We start from the raw sequence: 21,538 nt of genomic DNA, 5'->3' as shown, positions 1-21,538 counted from the left end.
TCAGCCATTAAAGTGGGGCCCATGACCGTGAATTCCGCGCACACCGCCCTCTGGCCCGCCCCGCACGCGAGCGGAGCCGTCGACGCGACCGTCCACGTGCCCGGGTCCAAATCGGTCACCAACCGCGCCCTGGTGCTGGCCGCCCTCGCCTCCGAGCCCGGGTGGCTGCGCCGCCCGCTGCGCTCCCGCGACACCCTGCTGATGGCCGGGGCGCTGCGCGCGATGGGCGTCGAGATCGAGGAGGGCGTCGGTCCCGACGGCACCGGCGAGTTCTGGCGGGTCATCCCGGCCGGTCTGCACGGTCCCGCCACGGTCGACGTCGGCAACGCCGGCACGGTCATGCGCTTCCTCCCGCCGGTCGCCACGCTCGCCGACGGTCCCGTCCGCTTCGACGGCGACCCCCGTTCGTACGAGCGCCCGCTGCACGGGGTGATCGACGCGCTGCGCGCCCTCGGCGCCCGGATCGACGACGACGAGCGCGGCGCGCTGCCCATGACGGTGCACGGCGGCGGGGCCCTGGAGGGCGGGCCGGTCGAGATCGACGCGTCCTCGTCCTCCCAGTTCGTCAGCGCCCTGCTGCTGTCCGGGCCGCGTTTCAACCAGGGGGTCGAGGTCCGCCACACCGGCGCGGCGCTGCCGTCCATGCCGCACATCCGCATGACCGTCGACATGCTGCGCTCGGTCGGCGCCCAGGTGGACACCCCGGAGTCCGGCGGCGAGCCGAACGTCTGGCGGGTCACGCCGGGCGCGCTGCTCGGCCGCGACCTGACGATCGAGCCGGACCTGTCGAACGCCCAGCCGTTCCTGGCGGCGGCGCTGGTGACCGGCGGCAAGGTGGTGATCCCCGACTGGCCGGCCCGCACCACCCAGCCCGGCGACCGGCTGCGCGAGATCTTCACCGAGATGGGCGGCTCCTGCGAACTGACCGACTACGGCCTGGTGTTCACCGGCTCGGGTGCCGTGCACGGCGTGGACGTGGACCTCGGCGAGGTCGGCGAGCTCACCCCCGGCATCGCGGCCGTCGCGGCCCTCGCGGACTCCCCCTCGACCCTGCGCGGGGTGGCGCACCTGCGCCTGCACGAGACGGACCGGCTGGCCGCGCTCACCAAGGAGATCAACGAACTCGGCGGCGACGTCACCGAGACCGCCGACGGGCTGCACATCCGCCCGCGCCGCCTGCACGGCGGGGTCTTCCACACCTACGAGGACCACCGCATGGCCACCGCCGGCGCGATCATCGGCCTCGCGGTCGAGGGCGTGGAGATCGAGAACGTGGCGACGACCGCCAAGACGCTGCCCGACTTCCCCGACCTGTGGACCGGGATGCTCGGGGCGTAGGGACCGTTCGCCATGCGCCGCTACGGCAAGCACACCGACGAGGACGACATCCGCTCCCGCCCCAACCGCAAGGGCAACCGGCCGCGCACGCACATCCGGCCCAAGCACGAGGACGCCGCCGGGGGCCTGGTCCTCACCGTGGACCGGGGCCGGCTGACCTGCCTCGTCGAGGACCGGATCGTCACGGCGATGAAGGCGCGCGAACTGGGCCGCAAGGCCGCGGTCGTCGGCGACCGGGTGGCTCTGGTCGGTGACCTGAGCGGCAAGAAGGACACGCTCGCGCGCATCGTCCGCATCGAGGAGCGCACCTCGGTCCTGCGCCGCACGGCGGACGACGACGACCCCTACGAGCGCGTGGTCGTCGCCAACGCCGACCAGCTCGCCATCGTCACCGCCCTCGCCGACCCCGAACCGCGCCCGCGCCTCATCGACCGCTGTCTGGTCGCGGCGTTCGACGGCGGACTCACCCCCCTGCTGGTGATGACCAAGTCGGACCTCGCCCCGCCCGACGAACTGCTCGGCCTGTACGGCGCGTTGGACATCCCGTACGTCGTCACCAGCCGCGAGGAGCTGGAGAACGGCGCCGCGGCCGACCTCGTGCGGGAACACCTGGCCGGCAAGATCACGGCCTTCGTCGGCCACTCCGGCGTCGGCAAGACGACGCTGGTCAACACACTGGTGCCCGAGGAGCGCCGCCGGGTGACGGGCCACGTCAACGCGGTGACGGGACGCGGCCGGCACACGACGACCTCGGCCCTCGCCCTGCCGCTGTCCTCCCGGACGGGCGGCTGGGTCGTCGACACCCCGGGCGTACGGTCGTTCGGGCTCGCCCACATCGACCCGTCCCGCGTGATCCACGCCTTCCCCGACCTGGAGCCGGGCACGGAGGGCTGCCCGCGCGCGTGCAGTCACGACGAGCCCGACTGCGCGCTGGACGCGTGGGTCGCCGAGGGCCACGCCGACCCGGCGCGGCTGTACTCGCTGCGCCGGCTGCTGGCGACGCGGGAACGGACGGAGGGCGACTGAGGTTCGCGTGGTTTGCCGTGCCGTGAGACCGGTAAGTGCATAATCGCACCAAGCCGGATCCAAGCCCGAGCAAAAGCCGACGAATCGACGAAGCGATCGCGGTACGGGACCACGGAAGGACGACACATGGCGTGGCTGCTGGTCATAGTGGCCGGGGTGCTCGAGACCGGTTTCGCCGTGTGTCTGAAGCTGTCGCACGGCTTCACCCGGCTCTGGCCCACGATCGCGTTCTGCGCCTTCGCGCTGGGCAGTTTCGGCCTGCTGACCATGTCGCTGAAGAAGCTCGACGTCGGCCCGGCGTACGCCGTGTGGACCGGGATCGGGGCGGCGGGCACCGCCATCTACGGCATGGTGTTCCTGGGTGACCTGGTCTCCACGCTGAAGATCGTCTCGATCAGCTTCGTCATCATCGGTGTGATCGGGCTCCAGCTGTCCGGCTCGGCCCACTGACGCCACCGGCCGTCACGCCTCCAGCCGTCACGCCTCCGGCCGTCACGCCGTCGACCGCCGCGGCAGGACGGTGCGGACGAGTTCCGACACGCCGCCCTCGCCGGGCGGGGCCGCGACGCAGGACAGGGCGAGGCGGACGGTGAGTTCGCAGGTGCGGGCGAGGTCGGCGGCCTCCGCGCGGGGAACGCCGGGTCCGGACAGGGCGGCGACGGCGCGGTCGCGGACGAGGGCCACGAAGTCGCCGGGCGAGGGCAGCGGGCCGTCGGCCCGGCGCTGGGCCCGCACGGCGGAGGAGGACGGCACGGCCCCCGGCGCCGGGGCGGGCAGCCACGTGCCCCAGCATCCGGTGAGCATGGCCCGCACCAGCGCGTTCTCCCCGGCGGCGGAGGTCGTCCACTCGGCCGCCGCGGTGAGCCGTTCACGAGGGTCGCCGAACGCGGAGAGCGCGCGCTCCACACCGGCGAGATACCCGTCCGCCTCCCTCCGGACGAGCGCCCGGCCGAGGCCCTCCTTGCTCCCGAACTCGTTGTACAGCGTCTGCCGCGACACCCCGGCCGCCGCCGCCACGTCCACCATCCGCACGGCGGTCCACGGCCGCCGCGCCAGCGCCGTGTAGGCGGCGTCGAGCAGGGACTCCCGGGCTGCAGGCATCATCGCCTCCCTCGGCCGAAGCGACTCAGCGCCCAGATTTGACGCCCCCGCCACCCCTGTCAAGGGACCTCGCATCCCCGCACGGCCCGCACCGACACGCCCGCACCCGGACCACCGCGCCGCCCTGACACCGCACCGGAACCCCTCACCCCCGCCGAACCCCTGGTGGCCCCGCCCCGCCCCCGCCGGATACCGTGGCCGCATGCCGGACTACCTCGACGACCTGCGCCTCGCCCACGTCCTCGCGGACGCCGCCGACGCCGCCACGATGGACCGCTTCAAGGCCCTCGACCTGAAGGTCGAGACCAAGCCGGACATGACCCCGGTGAGCGAGGCCGACAAGGCCGCCGAGGAACTCATCCGCAACCACCTCTCCCGCGCCCGCCCCCGCGACGCCGTCCTCGGCGAGGAGTACGGCACCGAGGGAACCGGCCCCCGCCGCTGGGTGATCGACCCGATCGACGGCACCAAGAACTACGTGCGCGGCGTCCCCGTCTGGGCCACCCTCATCGCCCTCATGGAGGCGGGCGGTGAAGGCCCCTCCCGCTCGGGCGAGTTCGAGAGCGGGGGCGGGGGCGGGGGCGAGGGCGGTTACCAGCCCGTCGTTGGCCTCGTCTCCGCCCCGGCCCTCGGCCGCCGCTGGTGGGCCGTGAAGGACCACGGCGCCTTCACCGGCCGCAGCCTGTCCTCGGCCTCCCGGCTCCAGGTCTCCCGGGTCTCCGCGCTCTCCGACGCCTCCTTCGCGTACTCCTCGCTCAGCGGCTGGGAGGAGCAGGGCCGGCTGGACGGCTTCCTGGACCTGACCCGCGAGGTGTGGCGCACGCGCGCGTACGGCGACTTCTGGCCGTACATGATGGTCGCCGAGGGCTCGGTCGACCTGTGTGCCGAACCCGAGCTCTCACTCTGGGACATGGCCGCGAACGCCATCATCGTCACGGAGGCCGGCGGCACCTTCACCGGTCTGGACGGCCGCCCCGGCCCGCACAGCGGCAACGCGGCGGCGTCCAACGGCCGACTCCACGACGAACTGCTCGGATATCTCAACCAGCGGCACTGATCCCGCTCCCGCGCGCCCGCCGACTCGCCTTCCGCGCCCCCTTGTTGGCCCCCGCCTTACCTGCCACCCTGAGAGTTCCCCCACTTGTGAAATTGTGAATCCATGAACCGACTCATGGATCACCGGCAGGAGGTGGCTCCACCCATGCTCGTCCGCGAAGCCATGAGCACGGTCGTCCTCACCATCGGTCCCGCCCACACCCTGCGCCAGGCCGCCGCGCTGATGTCCGCCCGCCGCGTCGGCGCGGCCGTGGTGTACGACCCCGACGCCGGCGGCATCGGCATCCTCACCGAACGCGACGTCCTCAACTCCCTCGGCCGGGGCCAGGACCCGGACGTCGAGCGCGCCCACGACCACACCACCACCGACGTCGTGTTCGCCGCGCCGTCCTGGACCCTGGAGGAGGCGGCCGGGGCGATGACGCACGGCGGCTTCCGCCACCTCATCGTCCTGGAGCGCGACGAGCCCGTCGGCATCGTCTCGGTCCGCGACATCATCCGCTGCTGGACGCCCGTGCGGCGGCAGCGCGAGACGCCGACGGTGACCGCCTGACGCCGTCCCGCGGACGACGACCGGACGGAACGACGAAGGGCCGGACCCCCGTTCCCGGGGATCCGGCCCACCGCCACGGCAAACGGTGCCGTGCCGGCCGTCAGCCGCGCAGGGCCTGGACCGCGGCCTCCAGCCGCTTGCCGAAGTCGCCGTCGGCCCGACGGAAGTTGTCGACCGCGCGCTCGATGATGTCCTCGCGCGAGACCTGGGAGATGGCGCCGGCCAGGTTGCCGATCAGGCGCTCCTTCTCCTCGTCCGTCATCAGCCGGTAGAGGTTGCCCGCCTGGACGAAGTCGTCGTCCTCGGCGTGCCTCGGGGTCTCGTGGTCGCCGGTGACGCCGGAGACCGCGATCGGCTGCCACAGCGGCCGGTCCATCTGGAACGGGCCGCCGAAGCTGTTCGGCTCGTAGTTCTTCGCGCCCTTGTGGCGGCCGTCGTACAGGTAGCCGTCACGGGAGTTGGTGCGCGCCTCGGTGGCGTGCGGGCGGTTCACCGGCAGGTGGTCGGCGTTGATGCCGACGCGGTAGCGGTGGGCGTCGCCGTAGGCGAAGAGGCGGCCCTGGAGCATCTTGTCCGGGGACGGGCCGATGCCGGGCACGAAGTGCGCCGGGGAGAAGATCGACTGCTCGACCTCGGCGAAGATGTTCTCCGGGTTGCGGTTGAGCTCCAGCTTGCCGAACCAGAGGATCGGGTAGTCCGCGTGCGGCCACACCTTGGTCAGGTCGAACGGGTTGAAGCGGTACGTCGCGGCCTCGGCGACGGGCATGATCTGCACGCCGACGGTCCAGGACGGGTACTCGCCGCGCTCGATGGCCTCGCGCAGGTCGCGCTGGTGGGAGTCGGGGTCCTCACCGGCGAGCTTGTCGGCCTCGGCCTGCGTGAGGCACTTGATGCCCTGGTCGGTCTTGAAGTGGTACTTGACCCAGAAGGCCTCGCCGGCCTCGTTGTTCCACTGGTAGGTGTGCGAGCCGAAGCCGTCCATGTGGCGGTACGACGCCGGGATGCCGCGGTCACCGAACAGCCAGGTCACCTGGTGCGTGGACTCGGGCGACAGGCTCCAGAAGTCCCAGACGTTGTCCATCTCGGTCGACCCCGTGTAGGGGTCGCGCTTCTGGGTGTGGATGAAGTCGGGGAACTTGATCGCGTCCCTGATGAAGAACACCGGGGTGTTGTTGCCGACGAGGTCGTAGTTGCCCTCTTCGGTGTAGAACTTCAGCGCGAAACCACGCGGGTCGCGGACGGCGTCCGCCGCGCCCAGGTTGCCCGCCACGGTCGAGAAGCGGAGGAAGGTCTCCGTCTGCTTGCCGACCTCGGAGAGGAACTTCGCCCTGGTGTACCCGGTGACGTCGGCGGTGACCGTGAAGGTGCCGTAGGCGCCGGCGCCGCGGGCGTGCACGACGCGCTCCGGGATGCGCTCGCGGTTGAAGTGCGCCAGCTTCTCCAGGAGGAGCTGGTCCTGCACGAGCACGGGGCCGCCGACACCCGCGGTCTCGCTGTTCTGGTTGTCGGCCACCGGAGCACCGGCTTCCGTAGTAAGCGGTCCCTGAGTCACGTACGCCTCCTGCGCCATTCCTGCAAAACCTGTCCCTTGGCTAATGCCGTCCTCGATCCTACAATGGACAATGTCTAAGTCAAGTAAGGCTCCAAAGTCACACCCGTTCGGGACCTGGTCCCCCTTGCTGTTAGGCTGGTCCGCATGAGTGACCTACTGGAACGGCTGCGTGGACGCGGATGGCGCATGACCGCGCAGCGGCGCGTCGTGGCCGAGGTCCTCGACGGCGATCACGTCCATCTGACCGCCGACGAGGTGCACGCCAGAGCCGTCACCAAGCTGCCGGAGATCTCCCGGGCGACCGTCTACAACACCCTGGGTGAGCTGGTCTCGCTCGGTGAGGTGCTGGAGGTCGCCACGGACAAGCGCGCCAAGCGGTACGACCCGAACGCGCACCGGCCGCACCACCACCTGGTCTGCGCGCAGTGCGGCGCGATCCGCGACGTCCACCCGACCGGCAATCCGCTGGCCGACCTCCCCGACACGGAGCGTTTCGGCTTCGCCGTCTCCGACGTCGAGGTGACGTACCGCGGCATCTGCCCGAACTGCGCCGCGGCGTAGCCCCGCTCACGACGCGAGAGCCCCGGCACCCCTGAGGGGTGCCGGGGCTCTCGCGTCGTGCCGCCTGCCCGAAGCGGAAAACACCGAGGGCCGGAACCCTTTCGGATTCCGGCCCTCGGCCTTCAGTAGCGGGGACAGGATTTGAACCTGCGACCTCTGGGTTATGAGCCCAGCGAGCTACCGAGCTGCTCCACCCCGCGTCGATGAATGGAACAGTACGTCAACCCCGGGGCGGGAAGCAAATCGCCCCCGCCCCCACCCCGCACCGACACCCGGGGCTCCGGACCGTGCCCCCGCTCGGCGCGGTCTACGCCGACAGTTCCTGCCGCAGCGCGTCCCGCAACCGGGCCGCCCGCTCCGCCACCTCCCGGGGTCCCAGCGACACCGCCCGGTCGGCCCACCGCTGCCCCTCGTCCAGCTCCCCCCGCCGCGCGTACACCAGCGCGAGCCGCAGCGCCGCCCGCCCGTGCCCGGCGTCGGCCGCCCGGCGCCACCACACGACGGCCTCGGGCTCGCTGCCCTCCCGCGCCAGCAGCAGTCCCAGGTTGAACGCCCCGTTTCGGGAGCCGGCCTCGGCCGCCTCCCGGTACCACCGCGCCGCCTCCACCACGTCGCCCCGTGCCGCGGCCAGCATCCCGACCCGCACCTGGGCCCGGCGGTGTCCCTGCGAGGCCGCCCGCTCGTACCACTCCTCGCACTCGGTCTTCTCCTGGGCCGGCCCGCCCAGCTCGTGCGCGGGTGCCGGCGGCCGGCGCGCGTCGAGCAGTGTGGCCAGGCGGTACGCGGCCTCCGGACTGCCGCCCCCCGCCGCGCACCGCAGGAACCGCTCCGCCTCCGGCTCGTCGCCGTCGCGCAGCCGCGCCATCCCGACCTGCAGCGCCGCCTCCGTGTGCCCCGCGGCGGCGGCCCGCTCGTACCAGCGCAGCGCCGCGGCGTCCTCACCCCGTCCGGCGTGCAGGATGCCGAGGTTGAAGGCGGCATCCACGCTGCCCGCCTCGGCGGCCTTGGAGAACCACGGCTCGGCGCCGACCGCGTCCCCGCCCCGCAGCAGCAGGATCGCCAGCGCGTTCGCGGCCTCCCGGTGCCCGGCGTAGGCGGCGCGCCGGTACCATTGCTCGGCCTGTGCCGTACGCCCCTGCTCGGCGCAGAGGAGCCCCAGGTTGTAGGCGCCGTTGTCGTCCCCGGCGTCCAGCGCGGCCCGGTACCACCGCTCGGCGGTCTGCGGCTCGCCGCGCTCGGCGTGCAGCGCGCCCAGGGCGTTGGCCGCGTTGCCGTCGCCGTTCTGCGCGGCCCGCAGCCACCACACGGCGGCGCTCTCGGCGTCCCCGGCGTCGCGCAGCAGGAAGCCCAGCGCACAGGCCGCACGCGGCTCGCCGTCCTTGGCGGACGTCAGGTACCAGCGCCCGGCCTCCTTGAGCTCGCCCCGCCGCTCCAGGATCGCGCCGAGGTGCAGCGCGGCCCGCCGGTGTCCGCGCGCGGCGGCCTGCCGGTACCACTGCTCGGCCTCCTCGCTCCCCTCGGCCCGCCCGGTCCGAGGGGTTCGCTCGGTCGCGGAGCGCACGACACCGGCGCCGCCGTCGCCGTCGAGGTCCCGCCCCGCGCGCCGGTCCAGCGCCCGGGCCAGCCGGTACGCGGCCTCCCGGTGCCCCCGTTCGGCCGCGGCCCGCATCCACCGCTCGGCGCCGGCGCGGTCGCCGCGGTGCTCCAGCAGGTCGGCGAGCGCGTAGGCGCCCAGCACGTGTCCCTGCTCGGCGGACTGGCGGAGCCAGTACTCGGCGGCGGGCTCGTCGCCGCGCTCACGGAAGTGCCGCCCCAGCGCGTGGGCGGCCGCGCAGGACCCGGCGACGGCGGCGATCCGCCACCACCCGGCGGCCTCGTCGGCGTAGCCGCGCTGGTGCAGCAGGACGCCCAGGTTGTTGGCGGCCGCGCGGTCACCGGCGGCGGTGGCGGCACGCAGGTGGGACTCGGCTCCGTCGAGATCGCCACGGCGCAGCAGCATGGCCCCGAGGACACTCATCGCCTCGACGTCACCGGCTTCGGCGGCGAGCCGCCGGCGGATCTCCTCGGCGGCCTCGTCGGCGGCTTCCTGGGCCTCGTCCCCGGCCTCCTCACGGCCGGACGGCTGTACAAAACGCCCCGTCTCGAACAGATTTACCATGTCCCCCATAACGTCCATCGTCGCACCATCCGTACCCCGGGTACACCTGGTATACCGCAGCCATCGAGGTCACTTCAGCGTTTTGTCGACATGCCCACAGGGAGACAAGTCAAACACGGATCGCCTCCAACTCCCCTTCGGCGCGGCCGTCGTTCCCATCGGCACATGCGTTCGCACATCACGAAGGCCCGGATCCCTTTCGGGATCCGGGCCTTCGTCGTCGTGCGCACGTGGCTCACGACCTGAGTAGCGGGGACAGGATTTGAACCTGCGACCTCTGGGTTATGAGCCCAGCGAGCTACCGAGCTGCTCCACCCCGCGCCGTTGTGTTCACCACCGTATCACGGCGCGGGATGGCGTTTGACCAGCTCAGCCGCTGCCCGATCCGCCGGCGGTGCCGGTCGGGGTCGGGCTCGGGCTCGCCTTGCCGCCCTGGTTCTTGCCGTCCTCGCTCTCCTCGCCGTTCTTGTCGCCACCGCTCCGGCCGGCCCGGGCCTGCGCGTCCTCGGCCTTCTTGAGGGCGTCCTCCAGGTCCTTCTGCGCCTCGCCGTACGCCGTCCAGTCGTTCTGCTTGAGCGCTTCCTGGCCGGCCTCGAAGGCCTTCTGGGCGTCGTCCAACGCCTCCTGGACCGTGGGATTGGCGGACGTCGGCGGCGGTGTGGTGGTGTCGTCGTCCTGGTCCGGCGGCTCGGTGGCCGGGCCCTTCGCGCCGAAGACCTTGTTCAGGGCTTCGTCGAGCGTGTCCTCGAAGGCGGTGTTGCCGCCGTAGGACACCAGCACCTTCCGCAGCAGCGGGTACTTGAGGTCACCACCGCGCACGTAGACCGGTTCCACGTAGAGCAGTCCGCCGTCGAGCGGCACCGTCAGCAGGTTGCCGTACTCCACCTCCGAGTCGCCGCCTCTCAGCAGCCTGATGGACTCGGCGATGTCCTGTTCGGAGTTGAACTGGCTCTGGACCTGCTTGGGTCCGTTCACGGTCGTGCTCGTCTGCAGCTTCAGGATCCTGATCTTGCCGTAGCCCTTCGTGCCCGCTTCCGCGTCGACCGCCATGAACGCGCTGAGGTTGTCGCGTCCGATGGGCGTGAACGTCGTCGTCAGCGAGAACGCCTGCTGGTTCTGGCCGGGCATCTTCATGCTCAGGTAGTACGGCGGCACCGCGTCGCCCGACTTGTTGGTCGGGTCGTCCGGCACCTGCCACACCTCGCTGCCGCTGAGGAACGTCGTGGCGTCCTTCACGTGGTAGCGGGTGAGCAGTTCGCGCTGGACCTTGAACAGGTCCTGCGGGTACCGCAGGTGGGCCATCAGCGCGTCGGAGATCTCGCTCTTGGCCTTGACCGTGTCCGGGAACGCCTTCATCCAGGTCTTCAGGACCGGGTCCTGGGTGTCCCACTGGTACAGCTTGACGTCGCCCGTGTAGGCGTCGACGGTCGCCTTGACCGAGTTGCGGATGTAGTTGACCTGGTTCTGCTGGGCCACCACCGCGCGCGAGTCGTTGCGCGCGGTCAGCGAGTCGGCGGTCGTGTCGCCGAGCGTCGTGCGGGAGGCGTACGGATAGCCGTTGGTCGTCGTGTAGGCGTCCACGATCCACTGGATCCGGCCGTCCACCACCGCCGGGTAGGCGTCGCCGTCGATGGTCAGCCACGGGGCGACCGCCTCGACGCGCTCCTTCGGCGTGCGGTTGTAGAGGATCTTCGACCCCTCGCCGATGGCTCCGGAGTAGAGGATCTGCGGCTCGCTGAACGCCACCGCGTACGCGGCGCGGTTGACCGGGTTGGACAGGTCCACCCCGCCGTCGCCCTTGTAGCTGGTGGTCTTCTCACCGCTGTCGTCGGAGTAGTCGATCTCCTTCTGGGGACCGCCGACGATGGAGTAGGTGGTGGTCTTCTCGCCGTAGTAGACCCGCTGTTCGTACGTGCCGAGGTCACCCTTGGAGGGCAGGTCGGACTCGGTGAAGACGGGGCGTCCCTCGGAGTCGACCTGGGTGCCCTTGGCGGCGACCACTCCGAAGCCGTGGGTGTAGCGGAAGTGGTTGTTGATCCAGTTCTTCTTCGGGATGCCGGCGAGGTTCAGCTCGCGCAGCCCGATGACCGTGTCCTGCTCCTTGCCGTCCTTGGAGTAGCGGTCGACGTCCAGGTTGTTCGGGAACGCGTAGTAGTTCCGCATCTGCTGGAGCTGCTGGAACGTGGGCGAGATGACGTTCGGGTCCATGATCCGGATCGATGCCGCGGCGTCGACGTCGTCCCGGAGCTCGGTCTTGTCCTCGGTCTCGCTCACGCCGGCGTACTCGGTGACCTCCGTGCCCTCGATGCCGTAGGCCTTGCGGGTCGCCTCGAGGTTCTTCTCGACGTACGGCGCCTCCTTGGCCTGCTCGTTGGGCTGCACCTCGAACTTCTGGACCAGCGCCGGGTACAGGCCGCCGATGAGGATCGCCGACAGCACCATCAGGCCGAAGCCGATGACGGGCAGCTGCCAGGTGCGCCGCCACAGGGTGGCGAAGAACAGCAGCGCGCAGATGACGGCGATGCAGAACAGGATCGTCTTGGCCGGCAGGTACGCGTTGGCATCGACGTACCTCAGGCCCGTCCAGCTGTCGGTCGCCTTGAAGTCGCTGGACTTCACCGCCAGTCCGTACCGGTCGAGCCAGTACGCGACCGCCTTGAGGGCGACGAAGACGCCGATGAGCACCGACAGGTGGCCGGTCGCCGCGGCCGTGGCGCGCGCTCCCGGGCTGGTGACGCGCAGACCGCCGTAGAGGTAGTGGGTGAGCGCGGCGGCGATCACCGAGATGATCACGGTCGCGAAACCGAAGCCGAGCAGGAACCGGTACCAGGGCAGGTCGAAGGCGTAGAAGGAGACGTCCAGCCCGAACTGGGGGTCCTTCTGGTGGAAGGGCACGCCGTTGACCCACATCAGCCACGTCCGCCACTGGCCGGACGCCGACGCGCCGGCGATCAGACCGACCAGGGCGGTGACGCCGAGAAGCAGCCACTTCTTGTACGGGGCGATGCCCATCCGGTAGCGGTCGAGGTTCTGCTGCTCCATCGACATGGCGCTCAGCGGCGGCCGGAGCCGGTGGGCCAGCCAGACGTTGAACCCCACGGCGAGGGCCATGAGCAGGCCGAAGACGAAGAACAGACCGATCTTCGTCCACAGCGTCGTCGTGAACACCGACGAGTAATGGACCGACCGGTACCACAGCCAGTCCGTCCAGAAGCCCGCGAACATGGTGAACGCCATGCCGAGCACGGCGAGGACGCCAAGCGTCATCAGCAGGGTGCGGACACGCCGGGAGGGGCGGCCCACTCTGATCCGTGGCCCCGTCGGGCCTCCGCCTCGGTCCGGCATCTGGAAAGCCAAGGTGCGCACCTCGAAGTCGCTGTTGTTCCGTCAGGCCCTCGGGTTCGCGGGCCCCCCGTGCGCCCCCGTGACCGTGGGCCCACACCTATGCAACTTACTCATCGTTTACTCGGTTCCCGATTCGGCCCAGGAACGAGGCAGGATTGTGACCATGTCCAACACCCCCATGGCAGCGAGCCCCCTCACCCGGGCCGTACTCGAGATCGACGAGTACGTCTCCGGCCTCGGCTGGGACCAGCCCGCACGCCTCTTCGCCCTTGTCGACACCGCGCGCCTGCGGGCCGACCAGCCCACGCTCGCGGACCGGCTCGGTCTGCAGGAGGAGACGGAGAGCTCCGGCCTCACCCCGATCGAGCAGGACGAGATTCCCACGGACCAGCCGCTGGACGAGTTCCTCGGAACCATCGCCTGGCCCGACGCCGTGGTCGGCTGCGCGCTGGCCGTGGAGCGCCTGATGCTGCCGCCGTCCGCCGAGGCACAGGTGCCGGCGGACCTGGACGGGGCGAAGCTGACGCAGTGGGTGGCGGAGCACCCGGACCGCCAGGAGGTCCGTATGACGGTCGCGGTGCTGCGCGACGGCGCCCGCGAGTCGGCTCTGCGGCTGCGGGAGAAGGACACCGCCACCGAGGTCCTCACGGGTTCCGACCTGGTGCCCGGCCTGGCCGAGGCGCTGACGGCGACCTTCGAGGAGTAGTCCCGGGCGGTCCCCAGCGGTCCCGGGCGGCCCGTCGGACTGCCCGGGGCGCCGTCCGACGGGTCGTGCGCCGTCCGTCCGGGCGGGCGCCGTCTATCCGGTCGTGCAGCTCGGCAGGTCGGCGATCTTCCCGGAGCGGATGTCGTCGAGGGCGCCGAGGGCGTCGTCGATGGTGTTCACCTTCACGAGGGTGAGCCCGTCCGGGGTGTCTTCGGCGGCGGCCGCGCAGTTGTCGGCGGGCGTCAGGAAGTACCGGGCGCCCTTCTCCCGCGCGCCGATGGTCTTCATCCCGATGCCGCCGATCGGGCCGACCTTGCCGGCGTCGTCGATCGTCCCGGTGCCGGCGACGAACGTACCGCCGGTGAGGCTGCCCGGCGTGAGCTTGTCGTAGATGCCGAGCGCGAACATCAGACCGGCGCTGGGACCTCCGACGTCGGCGAGCTTGATGTCGATGGAGAACGGGAACGTGTGGTCCGTCCCGGCGCTGATCCCGACGATGGCGCGCTTCTCGCCGGCGTCGTCGGAGGTCGCGGTGGTGATCGTCACGTCCTCAGTCTTCGTCGGCGTCCGGCCCTCCTTCTCCGCGGCGGCCTGCTCCTTGGCGGGCACGACGGTGAAGACGACGTCCTGGCCTGGCTTGTGCTCGGTCACCAGGTCGGCGACGTCGCCGGGCTCCTCGACCATCGTGCCGTCCACCGCCCGGATCACGTCACCGGCGTGCAGCCTGCCCTGCGCCGGGGAGCCCTTGACGACCGTGGAGACGACCACCCAGGACTTCACCGGGATGTCCAGCGCCTTGAGGGCGGCGACCTTGGCGCTCTCCTGGGACTGGCTGAACTCCTCGGCGTTCTCCTGCGTGGCCTCCTCCTCGGTCTTGCCGTCCGGGTAGAGCGTGTCGTGCGGCACCACGCGGTCGTCGTGCGAGAACCACCCGTAGACGGCCTCCACGAGGTTCATCCGGTAGTCGGCGCTGGTGACCCGGACGGTGGTCATGTTCAGGTGACCGCTCGTCTCGTACGTCTTGTGCCCGGAGATCTGCAGCACCGGTTCGCCGTCGTGGTCCCCGAGGGTGTTCACCGTCGGCCCCGGTGACATCTCCGCGTAGGGCACGGGAATGAACACACCCGCGCACAGGAGCGCGATCAGCATCAGGGTGGAAGCGAGCATCGTCGCGGTGCGGCGTGGCATGGGACGACATTACGGGACGCGGCTGTCGGAGCACCGTCAGGGCGGTGCCGTCAGGCTCCGGTGCGGGACTTCTCCATCGCCTCGCGGAAGCGGGCGTACCCGTCGAGCTCCGGACCGTCGCTCCGGATCTTGCGGGTGCGGTTGGCCCAGCTTCCCCACAGACCCGCGGCCACCGCAGCCACCAGCGGAATCAGCAACCAGGTGAGCGCCGCCATACCGACCTCCCGACCCTATGAGCTCCGCGACTGACTGATCAGCAGATTAACTCTCCGCCGTGACAACGCTCACGTCGGGGGGCCGGTTACGCAACCGGAGTCGGGAAGGTTCCTGCCTCAGCAGGCACCGACCCGCCCACCCGTCACCCGACCACCACCCCCACACGACAGCGCTACGCGCCGACCCACCCACCCGTCACCCGACCACCACCCCCACACGACAGCGCTACGCGCCGACCCACCCACCCGTCACCCGACCACCACCCCCACACGACAGCGCTACGCGCCGACCCGCCCACCCGTCACCCGACCACCACCCCCACACGACAGCGCTACGCGCCGACCCATTCCTCGGTTCCGTCGGAGAAGGTCTGGTGCTTCCAGATGGGTACGTCGTGCTTGAGGTCGTCGATGAGCTTCCGGCAGGCGTCGAAGGCCTCGCCCCGGTGCGGGCAGGAGACGGCGACGACCACGGCGAGGTCCCCGACCTCCAGGTCCCCCACACGGTGTACGGCGGCGAGCGCCCGTACGGGGTACTCGGCGACGACCTTCTCGGCGATCCGCCGCATCTCGGCCTCGGCGCTGGGGTGGCAGGAGTAGCCGAGCCGGTCGACGTCGGTGCCCCCGTCGTGGTTCCGCACGGTCCCGACGAACAGCGCGGTCCCCCCGGCCGCGTCGTCCCCGACGGCCCGGAAGACCTCGTCCACCGAGAGGGGCGTCTCCCGGATGCCGATCAGCTTGACGGGGTCCGGTGCGCCCTGCTCACCGGGGTGATCGTTCGTGGATGCCATGTGCCCATCGTGCCCCACGGTGCGCAGGCACGGAATAGCGTCATCGCCCGGTACGCGCGCGTACCGCCTTGGAGCCTCCTCCAGGACGGCGTCCGCCTCAGATCCGCCGCCGGGCCTTCCGTGCCCGCCGCACCACCGCCGCCGCGCCCAGCAGGGCGACCGTCGCGCCCGCGGCCCCGGCCGCCGTCGCGTCCTTGCGCCCGAGGCGCCGCCCGGCCACCGTGTGCCGCCCCGCGACCTCCTCCAGCAGCTGGGCGAGGACCTCCTCGTTGGTGTACTTCGGCCGCCACCCGGCGTCGTGCAGCCGGCTGCCGCTCACCACCCAGGGGTACATCGTGTAGGCCAGGTCGCCGGCCGGGGAGGGCGTCAGGCCGATCCGGTGCAGGCGGGCCGCGGCGCCGAGGGCGACGGCCGACGGCAGTTCCATCCGCCGGATCCCGCTGAGCTCCTCGACCTCCTCCTGTTCCAGCCAGCCGTCGCACCCGACGGCCAGCTCTCCGTCGGCCTTCTCCAGGACGGCGTACTCGAGGGCGCTGCACAGGTCGTCGACGTGGCAGAACTGCCAGGCCGGCCGCGACCCGGCCACCACGAGCAGCCGGGGCGACTCGAAGTACCTGGTCAGCGCGGTGTCCATGCCCCCGACCAGCACGGCGGGGCGGACGACGGTCACGTTCAGGCCCGGATGGGCGCGCGGGGCCCGGCGCGCGAGGCGCTCGATCTCCAGCAGGTCCCCGACCCCGGTGGCCTCGGCCGTGGCCCTCAGCTCGGCGTCCTCGGACAGCGGCAGCTCGTTGTCCGGCAGCGCGCCGTAGACCATCGCGGAGGTGCACAGCACGACGCGGTGCACTCCGGCCGCCGCGGCGGCGGTCAGGACGGTCTGCGTCCCCCGGACGTTGTAAGCCGTCCGGGCCGCCGCGTCGGTCTCCAGATCGAGGTCCAGCGCCAGGTGCACCACGACGTCCGCACCGCGCAGTTTCTCGGCGATGGCCGGGTCCCGCACGTCCAGGACCTGCCAGCGCGCCTGCGCGCACTCCCCGCGCCGCTCGTCGATGGCCACGACCTCTCTGACCTCGTCGGACGCGGCCAGCCGCGCCGTGAGCAGGGCACCGATGCCGGAGGCTGCACCGGTGACCGCGACGACGGGCCCGCGCGCGCCGGAGGCGGGGGAACTGGTTGACTGGTTTCGCGCTGCGCGAACCTGCGGATCTGGGGAACTCACCGGGCGTCTCCAGCGGTTGTCTTCAGTACGGGCGCGAGCGACGCGTACGTACCAGGTGGCATCCATCCTGCCGCAGGCCGTCAGTCGGCGAAGCACCGAGGCCCGAACCGTCCCAGGTGTCTACGCTGGGTGGTGAATGTCGGGCAGCCGTGCCGCCGGAAAGAACCGGCGGCCTTACCAGCCGAGGAACCCCGTGAGTGACACCCCATTCGGATTCGGCCTTCCGCCGGAGGAGCCGGACGACGGCGACGAGGGCAAGAAGAAGGACCAGCAGAGCGGCGGTGGTCAGGGACCGGCCAACCCGTTCGGTTTCGGGATGACCGGAGCCGGAGGCTTTGGCGGCCCTGGTGCGGACAACCCGTTCGCTGCCATGTTCGGCTCCATGAACCCCACCGACCTGGGCGCCGCGTTCCAGCAGCTCGGCCAGATGCTCTCCTACGAGGGCGGCCCGGTGAACTGGGACATGGCCAAGCAGATCGCCCGCCAGACGGTCGCCCAGGGCACCCCGGACGGCACGAAGGACGCGAGCGTCGGTCCCGCCGAGCGCAGCGCCGTCCAGGAGGCCGTCCGCCTGGCCGACCTGTGGCTGGACGACGCGACTGCCCTGCCCTCCGGCGCGGGCTCCGCGGTGGCCTGGAGCCGCGCGGAGTGGGTCGAGGCGACCCTGCCCGCCTGGCGTGAGCTCGTCGACCCGGTCGCCGAACGCGTCGGCACCGCCATGGGCGACGTGCTGCCGGAGGAGATGCAGGCCATGGCCGGCCCCCTGATCGGCATGATGCGCTCCATGGGCGGCGCCATGTTCGGCACCCAGATCGGGCAGGCCGTCGGCGTGCTCGCCGGCGAGGTCGTCGGCTCGTCCGACGTGGGCCTGCCGCTCGGCCCGGCCGGCAAGGCCGCGCTGCTGCCGGCGAACATCGAGGCGTTCGGCAAGGACCTGGGCGTCCCCCAGGAGGAGGTGCGGCTGTACCTCGCCCTGCGCGAGGCCGCCCACCAGCGCCTGTTCGCGCACGTGCCGTGGCTGCGCTCGCACCTGTTCGGCGCGGTCGACGGCTACGCCCGCGGGATCAAGGTCGACACGGCCAAGCTGGAGGACGTGGTCGGCCAGTTCGACCCGCAGAACCCCGAGCAGCTGCAGGAGGCCCTCCAGCAGGGCATGTTCCAGCCGGAGGACACCCCGGAGCAGAAGGCCGCCCTGGCCCGTCTGGAGACGGCGCTGGCGCTCGTCGAGGGCTGGGTGGACGCGGTGGTGCACGCCGCCGCCAAGCCGCGCCTGTCCTCCGCGGACGCGCTGCGCGAGACCCTGCGCCGCCGTCGCGCCTCGGGCGGTCCGGCGGAGCAGACGTTCGCCACGCTGATCGGCCTGGAGCTGCGTCCGCGCCGCCTGCGGGACGCCTCGCGCCTGTGGGCGTCCGTGACGGACGCGCGCGGTGTGGACGGCCGGGACGCCCTGTGGGCCCACCCGGACATGCTGCCGACGGCCACCGACCTGGACGACCCGGACGGCTTCGTGCACCGCGAGCAGATGGACTTCTCCGAGCTGGACAAGATGCTCGGTGAGGCGGCGGGCAAGCCCGACCTGCGGAAGAAGGACGAGGAGGGCCGGGGCGAGGCCGGCGGCAAGGGCGACGACGCCGAGTGAGCCTCCACGACGACGCGGTCCTGGTCCTCAAGGGCCACGAGGGCCAGGACGAGCTGCGTCAGGTGTACCTGGACCACCTCGCCGCCCATCCGGACGGGATGTGGAAGGCCTGCGCGGACGGACACATCACGGCGAGCGCCCTGGTGATCGATCCGTCGCGTGAGCGGGTGCTGCTCACCCTGCACAAGAAGCTGCGCATGTGGCTGCAGATGGGCGGTCACTGCGAGCCGGTCGACGAGACGCTGGCGCGCGCCGCCCTGCGCGAGGGCACGGAGGAGTCGGGCATCGCCGGTCTGACGCTGTTGCCCGGCGGCCCCGTGCGGCTGGACCGCCACCACACGCCGTGCGCCTGGCACCTGGACGTCCAGTACGCGGCGGTGGCTCCGGAGGGGGCCGTGGAGGCGATCAGCGACGAGTCCCTCGACCTGCGCTGGTTCCCGTACACCGAGGTCGCGGACGTGGCCGACGAGTCGGTCGTACGGTTGCTGGAGGCCACGCGCGCGAGGCTTCCGGCCTGAGGCCGGTAAGGGGCGCTCCGTCTTCCGGATCGCCCCTTGCGCCGTCCTGCGGTGGGCCGACGCCCCGCGAGGGGCGCGGGGAACCGCGCGACCGGCCAGCCGGCCGCTCATGGTCGGCAGCCGGGAGCACGGACCGTGGGCCTCCGGGCTTCCCGGCCCCCGTCGCGGAGGGCTCAGCTCCAGACGTTGCCCTGGTTCTGACCGCGCGCTCCCTGCTGCCCCATGCCGTACTGCGCCGCCAGGCCCGACCCGATCTGGGCGTTCTGCGGCGGCAGCAGTTCGCTGGGCTGCACGAGCGCGAAACCGCTGCCCATGAAGCTCAGCTCCCAGCCCTCGCCGGTGTTGCCCCGGCGCCGCCACACCCCGGAGGAGTGCGTCTGGGCCTGCATCTGCACGCGCAGACCGGTGGACCAGGCGACGATCGCGTCGGCGTCGCAGTTGACGTACTTGTCGGGCGTCACCTGCATCAGCAGCGGGGCGCCCGAGGTCATCAGGGCCACCCTGCCGCGGCCGGTGATGTTGAGCTGGTACTTCCCCGAGCCGGAGATGCCGTAGAGGCTGTCGACGGCGATGACCTCGTGGTGCAGGGAGGAGTCCATGGCCAGGACGTAGCTGCTGTCCACGGTGAGGCCGTCCTGCTCGACCTCCATCACGTGGATGTACTGGGCGAGGTTGGCGAAGTAGACGGTGCCCTGCCCGTGGCAGCGCATCAGGTCCAGGCCCTCGCCGGTGTGCGCACGCGCGCGGGACTGGTTGTTGCTCTGGTACTCGGCGTCGAACTCGACGAGGCCCTGGTAGGCGACCATCGTGCCCTTGCGGGCGAGCACGTCGTCGTGACCCGTCAGGGCGATGCGGAGCATGTGCTTGTTCTGCAGGCTCCAGGCTTCCTGGGTCTGCTGGTCGTTGTAGGCGAAAAGTGGGCTCTGCATGGTGTTCTGGCTCCCCCTCAGCCCCGGATCCGAAGGCGGTCGGTGCTGTCCTCGCTGGGCTGGACGACGACGATGCCCTGACCGGAGAAGGCCATCTGGTAGGCCTCGCCGCTGCCGCGGCCGATCAGCGACTGCGCCTTGAAGCTGCGCTTGCCCTTCACCTTGAGGTTCGGGGACCAGGCGACGAGGGCGTCCGGGTCGACGTACGTCTCGTCCTCGCCGCCGCCGCAGTCGACGACGATCGGCTTGCCGCGGGAGGTCAGCGCGACCCAGCCCTGGCCGGAGATCTTCGTGTTCCACAGGCCCTGTCCGGCGAACTTCGCCAGCCCCTTGACCCGCTCCACGCCCCAGGTGAGGTGGGCGTCGAAGGCGAGCAGGTTGGTGGCGTTGACGCTGATCCCGTCGCCGTTGAGGTTGATCACGACGACGTTGGCACCGTAGTCGGCGAGGTACAGCAGACCGTCACCGGAGCACTTCATCAGGGGCGCGCCCTCACCGGTCATCCAGTCCTTGGCGATCTGGCGCACGGCCGGCGGGTTGGGCTCGTACTGGACGAAGCCCTCGTAGGCGACCATCGAGCCCACGCGCGCGAAGAGGTCGTGCCCGGTCTGCATGGCGACCTTCAGCATGTGGTTGCCGTGGTTCTCCATGCGGGCGGTGACCGGTGCGGGGGCGTAGCCCGCGAGCGGCTGGTTCATGTCGGGCTCTCCCTCAGATCTCGTACGGCTGGACGACGACGAAGTTGCCGGGTGCGGCCCGGAACTGCAGGTTGACGCTTTCGCCGGTGTCGCCCGCGTAGGCGTTGCGGCGCATCCGGACCTGGCTGGAGACGACGACCTGGGCGGCGGCCGACCAGGCGACGACGGCGTTGCAGTCGGCGAACGTCGTGGGCGTGACCGGCAGCACCACGGGCATGCCTCGGGTCTTGACGACGATCGTGCCGGTGCCCTGGAACTGCATCGTGAACAGCGCGCCCCCGGGGATGCCGTGTCCCTCGATGCGGCGGACCTCGTACTGGAGGCTCTCGTCGAAGGCGAGGACGTTCTCGGCGGAGACGCAGACGGCGTCGCCCTGGAGCTCGATGGGGTGCAGCATCGCGGAGTTGTCGGCGAGGAACACCTGTCCCTTGCCGGAGCAGCGCATCAGCTGCATCTCCTGGCCGGTCGCGTTGCCCACGACCCGGCCGGCGAATCCGGCGCCCTTGTAGCTGAAGTCGACCTTGCCCTGGTAGAGCACCATGCTGCCCTGCCGGGCAAGGACGGGCTGTCCTTCGGCGCCGAGGTCGACGCGGACCAGCTTCTTGTTCTGCTGCGTCCAGCGCTGCCCGGTCGCCGTCTCGCGGAACTGCTGGAGCGCGGCGGCCACACCGGGGCCCTGCGGGGCACCCTGGGGCATGGCCTGCGGGGCACCGTAAGGAGCCTGCTGACCGTGTCCCGGGGGCGGGACCGGCTGGCCGTAGCCGGACGGCGGGGGCGGGGCCTGGGGGGTCTGGGGGACCTGGGGCTGGCCGTAGCCGGGGGGCGGCGGGGCGGTCTGGCCGGGGACCTGGCCGTACGGCTGCGGCTGCCCGAACGGCGCGGGCGCCGGGGCCGGGGGCGGCACCGGGGAGCCGCCGGGCGGGGTGTGCAGGGGCGCGACGATGG

At 71.5% G+C, this 21,538-nt stretch carries 20 protein-coding genes and 2 tRNA genes; 9 read left to right on the top strand and 13 right to left on the bottom strand.

Features of this window, described 5'->3' with window-relative positions; translation table 11 throughout:
- Positions 1 to 21: 21 nt before the first annotated feature.
- From aroA to JHAT_RS03375, 3 genes are all read left to right on the top strand, one after another.
- Positions 22 to 1,338: a 3-phosphoshikimate 1-carboxyvinyltransferase gene (gene aroA / locus JHAT_RS03385; RefSeq protein WP_077796518.1), complete on the top strand. Its 1,317-nt coding sequence runs from the start codon at positions 22 to 24 to the stop codon at positions 1,336 to 1,338.
- A 12-nt stretch (positions 1,339 to 1,350) separates the two neighbouring features.
- Entirely contained in the window at positions 1,351 to 2,364 is a 1,014-nt protein-coding gene (rsgA, locus tag JHAT_RS03380) for a ribosome small subunit-dependent GTPase A (RefSeq protein WP_077796517.1), read from the top strand.
- 126 nt (positions 2,365 to 2,490) lie between these two features.
- The gene (locus JHAT_RS03375) at positions 2,491 to 2,814 is read left to right on the top strand and encodes a multidrug efflux SMR transporter (protein WP_030145926.1); all 324 of its coding nucleotides are present in this window, start codon (positions 2,491 to 2,493) and stop codon (positions 2,812 to 2,814) included.
- A gap of 42 nt (positions 2,815 to 2,856) precedes the next feature.
- Here the strand turns inward: JHAT_RS03375 and JHAT_RS03370 are convergent, their stop codons facing one another.
- Positions 2,857 to 3,468 carry a TetR/AcrR family transcriptional regulator gene (locus JHAT_RS03370; RefSeq protein ID WP_375603542.1) on the bottom strand — a complete coding sequence of 204 codons (612 nt, stop codon included), beginning with the start codon at positions 3,466 to 3,468 and terminating at the stop codon, positions 2,857 to 2,859.
- 199 nt (positions 3,469 to 3,667) lie between these two features.
- Here JHAT_RS03370 and JHAT_RS03365 point away from each other — a divergent pair, with 199 nt between their 5' ends.
- Together JHAT_RS03365 and JHAT_RS03360 are read left to right on the top strand one after the other, a co-directional pair.
- A complete protein-coding gene (locus tag JHAT_RS03365) occupies positions 3,668 to 4,522 on the top strand; it encodes an inositol monophosphatase family protein (RefSeq protein ID WP_077796516.1) in 855 nt (284 codons plus the stop codon).
- A 144-nt stretch (positions 4,523 to 4,666) separates the two neighbouring features.
- Positions 4,667 to 5,074 (top strand): cyclic nucleotide-binding/CBS domain-containing protein, encoded by a 408-nt coding sequence (locus JHAT_RS03360; protein WP_171990728.1) that lies wholly within the window; start codon positions 4,667 to 4,669, stop codon positions 5,072 to 5,074.
- A 100-nt stretch (positions 5,075 to 5,174) separates the two neighbouring features.
- On the opposite strand, the gene JHAT_RS03355 is transcribed toward JHAT_RS03360, so the two are convergent.
- On the bottom strand, positions 5,175 to 6,626 hold the full coding sequence (locus JHAT_RS03355) for a catalase (RefSeq protein WP_077796691.1): 1,452 nt from the start codon (positions 6,624 to 6,626) through the stop codon (positions 5,175 to 5,177).
- A 144-nt stretch (positions 6,627 to 6,770) separates the two neighbouring features.
- Between JHAT_RS03355 and JHAT_RS03350 the strand changes: the two genes are divergently transcribed.
- Positions 6,771 to 7,187 carry a Fur family transcriptional regulator gene (locus tag JHAT_RS03350; protein WP_077796514.1) on the top strand — a complete coding sequence of 139 codons (417 nt, stop codon included), beginning with the start codon at positions 6,771 to 6,773 and terminating at the stop codon, positions 7,185 to 7,187.
- Positions 7,188 to 7,313: 126 nt separating this feature from the next.
- Here the strand turns inward: JHAT_RS03350 and JHAT_RS03345 are convergent.
- The 4 genes from JHAT_RS03345 to JHAT_RS03330 form a co-directional block, all read right to left on the bottom strand.
- Positions 7,314 to 7,387: transfer RNA gene (locus tag JHAT_RS03345), tRNA-Met, on the bottom strand.
- 107 nt (positions 7,388 to 7,494) lie between these two features.
- Positions 7,495 to 9,363 carry a tetratricopeptide repeat protein gene (locus JHAT_RS03340; RefSeq protein WP_171990727.1) on the bottom strand — a complete coding sequence of 623 codons (1,869 nt, stop codon included), beginning with the start codon at positions 9,361 to 9,363 and terminating at the stop codon, positions 7,495 to 7,497.
- A 229-nt stretch (positions 9,364 to 9,592) separates the two neighbouring features.
- A tRNA-Met gene (locus JHAT_RS03335) sits at positions 9,593 to 9,666 on the bottom strand.
- Positions 9,667 to 9,714: 48 nt separating this feature from the next.
- The gene (locus JHAT_RS03330) at positions 9,715 to 12,690 is read right to left on the bottom strand and encodes a UPF0182 family protein (RefSeq protein WP_077796512.1); all 2,976 of its coding nucleotides are present in this window, start codon (positions 12,688 to 12,690) and stop codon (positions 9,715 to 9,717) included.
- Between the two features lie 163 nt (positions 12,691 to 12,853).
- Between JHAT_RS03330 and JHAT_RS03325 the strand changes: the two genes are divergently transcribed.
- On the top strand, positions 12,854 to 13,396 hold the full coding sequence (locus tag JHAT_RS03325) for a PPA1309 family protein (protein ID WP_171990726.1): 543 nt from the start codon (positions 12,854 to 12,856) through the stop codon (positions 13,394 to 13,396).
- A 93-nt stretch (positions 13,397 to 13,489) separates the two neighbouring features.
- Here JHAT_RS03325 and JHAT_RS03320 read toward each other — a convergent pair whose 3' ends face one another.
- From JHAT_RS03320 to JHAT_RS03310, 4 genes are all read right to left on the bottom strand, one after another.
- Positions 13,490 to 14,584 carry a PDZ domain-containing protein gene (locus tag JHAT_RS03320; protein ID WP_077796511.1) on the bottom strand — a complete coding sequence of 365 codons (1,095 nt, stop codon included), beginning with the start codon at positions 14,582 to 14,584 and terminating at the stop codon, positions 13,490 to 13,492.
- Between the two features lie 50 nt (positions 14,585 to 14,634).
- A complete protein-coding gene (locus tag JHAT_RS34520; RefSeq protein WP_171990725.1) occupies positions 14,635 to 14,799 on the bottom strand; it encodes a hypothetical protein in 165 nt (54 codons plus the stop codon).
- A gap of 332 nt (positions 14,800 to 15,131) precedes the next feature.
- A complete protein-coding gene (locus tag JHAT_RS03315) occupies positions 15,132 to 15,590 on the bottom strand; it encodes a molybdenum cofactor biosynthesis protein MoaE (RefSeq protein ID WP_077796510.1) in 459 nt (152 codons plus the stop codon).
- A gap of 97 nt (positions 15,591 to 15,687) precedes the next feature.
- Entirely contained in the window at positions 15,688 to 16,809 is a 1,122-nt protein-coding gene (locus JHAT_RS03310; protein WP_077796509.1) for an SDR family oxidoreductase, read from the bottom strand.
- A gap of 193 nt (positions 16,810 to 17,002) precedes the next feature.
- On the opposite strand from JHAT_RS03310, the gene JHAT_RS03305 reads away from it, so the two are divergent.
- Positions 17,003 to 18,448, top strand: a complete 1,446-nt coding sequence (locus JHAT_RS03305; RefSeq protein ID WP_077796508.1) for a zinc-dependent metalloprotease — start codon at positions 17,003 to 17,005, stop codon at positions 18,446 to 18,448.
- Positions 18,445 to 18,966 (top strand): NUDIX hydrolase, encoded by a 522-nt coding sequence (locus JHAT_RS03300; RefSeq protein WP_077796507.1) that lies wholly within the window; start codon positions 18,445 to 18,447, stop codon positions 18,964 to 18,966. The genes JHAT_RS03305 and JHAT_RS03300 overlap by 4 nt, the downstream gene beginning before the upstream one ends.
- A 173-nt stretch (positions 18,967 to 19,139) precedes the next feature.
- Here JHAT_RS03300 and JHAT_RS03295 read toward each other — a convergent pair whose 3' ends face one another.
- The 3 genes from JHAT_RS03295 to JHAT_RS03285 all read right to left on the bottom strand — a co-directional run.
- Entirely contained in the window at positions 19,140 to 19,895 is a 756-nt protein-coding gene (locus JHAT_RS03295) for an AIM24 family protein (RefSeq protein ID WP_077796506.1), read from the bottom strand.
- A gap of 17 nt (positions 19,896 to 19,912) precedes the next feature.
- Positions 19,913 to 20,593: an AIM24 family protein gene (locus JHAT_RS03290; protein ID WP_077796505.1), complete on the bottom strand. Its 681-nt coding sequence runs from the start codon at positions 20,591 to 20,593 to the stop codon at positions 19,913 to 19,915.
- Between the two features lie 13 nt (positions 20,594 to 20,606).
- On the bottom strand, positions 20,607 to 21,538 hold a 932-nt coding region (locus JHAT_RS03285), incomplete at its 5' end, for an AIM24 family protein (protein WP_143660348.1).

Origin of the sequence: Streptomyces sp. JHA26, from assembly GCF_002005565.1 — a bacterium.
Taxonomy (GTDB): domain Bacteria; phylum Actinomycetota; class Actinomycetes; order Streptomycetales; family Streptomycetaceae; genus Streptomyces.
The sequence above is the reverse complement of the archived record's forward strand: the minus strand, read 5'-3'. Positions and strand labels throughout refer to the sequence as shown.

Coding starts and splice junctions, on each gene's coding strand:
- aroA (WP_077796518.1), top strand. CDS start 22: ATGACCGTGAATTCCGCGCACACCGCCCTCTGGCCCGCCCCGCACGCG.
- JHAT_RS03325 (WP_171990726.1), top strand. CDS start 12,854: ATGTCCAACACCCCCATGGCAGCGAGCCCCCTCACCCGGGCCGTACTC.
- JHAT_RS03290 (WP_077796505.1), bottom strand. CDS start 20,593: ATGAACCAGCCGCTCGCGGGCTACGCCCCCGCACCGGTCACCGCCCGC.
- JHAT_RS03330 (WP_077796512.1), bottom strand. CDS start 12,690: ATGCCGGACCGAGGCGGAGGCCCGACGGGGCCACGGATCAGAGTGGGC.
- JHAT_RS03340 (WP_171990727.1), bottom strand. CDS start 9,363: ATGGACGTTATGGGGGACATGGTAAATCTGTTCGAGACGGGGCGTTTT.
- JHAT_RS03320 (WP_077796511.1), bottom strand. CDS start 14,584: ATGCCACGCCGCACCGCGACGATGCTCGCTTCCACCCTGATGCTGATC.
- JHAT_RS03365 (WP_077796516.1), top strand. CDS start 3,668: ATGCCGGACTACCTCGACGACCTGCGCCTCGCCCACGTCCTCGCGGAC.
- JHAT_RS03360 (WP_171990728.1), top strand. CDS start 4,667: ATGCTCGTCCGCGAAGCCATGAGCACGGTCGTCCTCACCATCGGTCCC.
- JHAT_RS34520 (WP_171990725.1), bottom strand. CDS start 14,799: ATGGCGGCGCTCACCTGGTTGCTGATTCCGCTGGTGGCTGCGGTGGCC.
- JHAT_RS03295 (WP_077796506.1), bottom strand. CDS start 19,895: ATGCAGAGCCCACTTTTCGCCTACAACGACCAGCAGACCCAGGAAGCC.
- JHAT_RS03370 (WP_375603542.1), bottom strand. CDS start 3,468: ATGATGCCTGCAGCCCGGGAGTCCCTGCTCGACGCCGCCTACACGGCG.
- JHAT_RS03315 (WP_077796510.1), bottom strand. CDS start 15,590: ATGGCATCCACGAACGATCACCCCGGTGAGCAGGGCGCACCGGACCCC.
- rsgA (WP_077796517.1), top strand. CDS start 1,351: ATGCGCCGCTACGGCAAGCACACCGACGAGGACGACATCCGCTCCCGC.
- JHAT_RS03375 (WP_030145926.1), top strand. CDS start 2,491: ATGGCGTGGCTGCTGGTCATAGTGGCCGGGGTGCTCGAGACCGGTTTC.
- JHAT_RS03350 (WP_077796514.1), top strand. CDS start 6,771: ATGAGTGACCTACTGGAACGGCTGCGTGGACGCGGATGGCGCATGACC.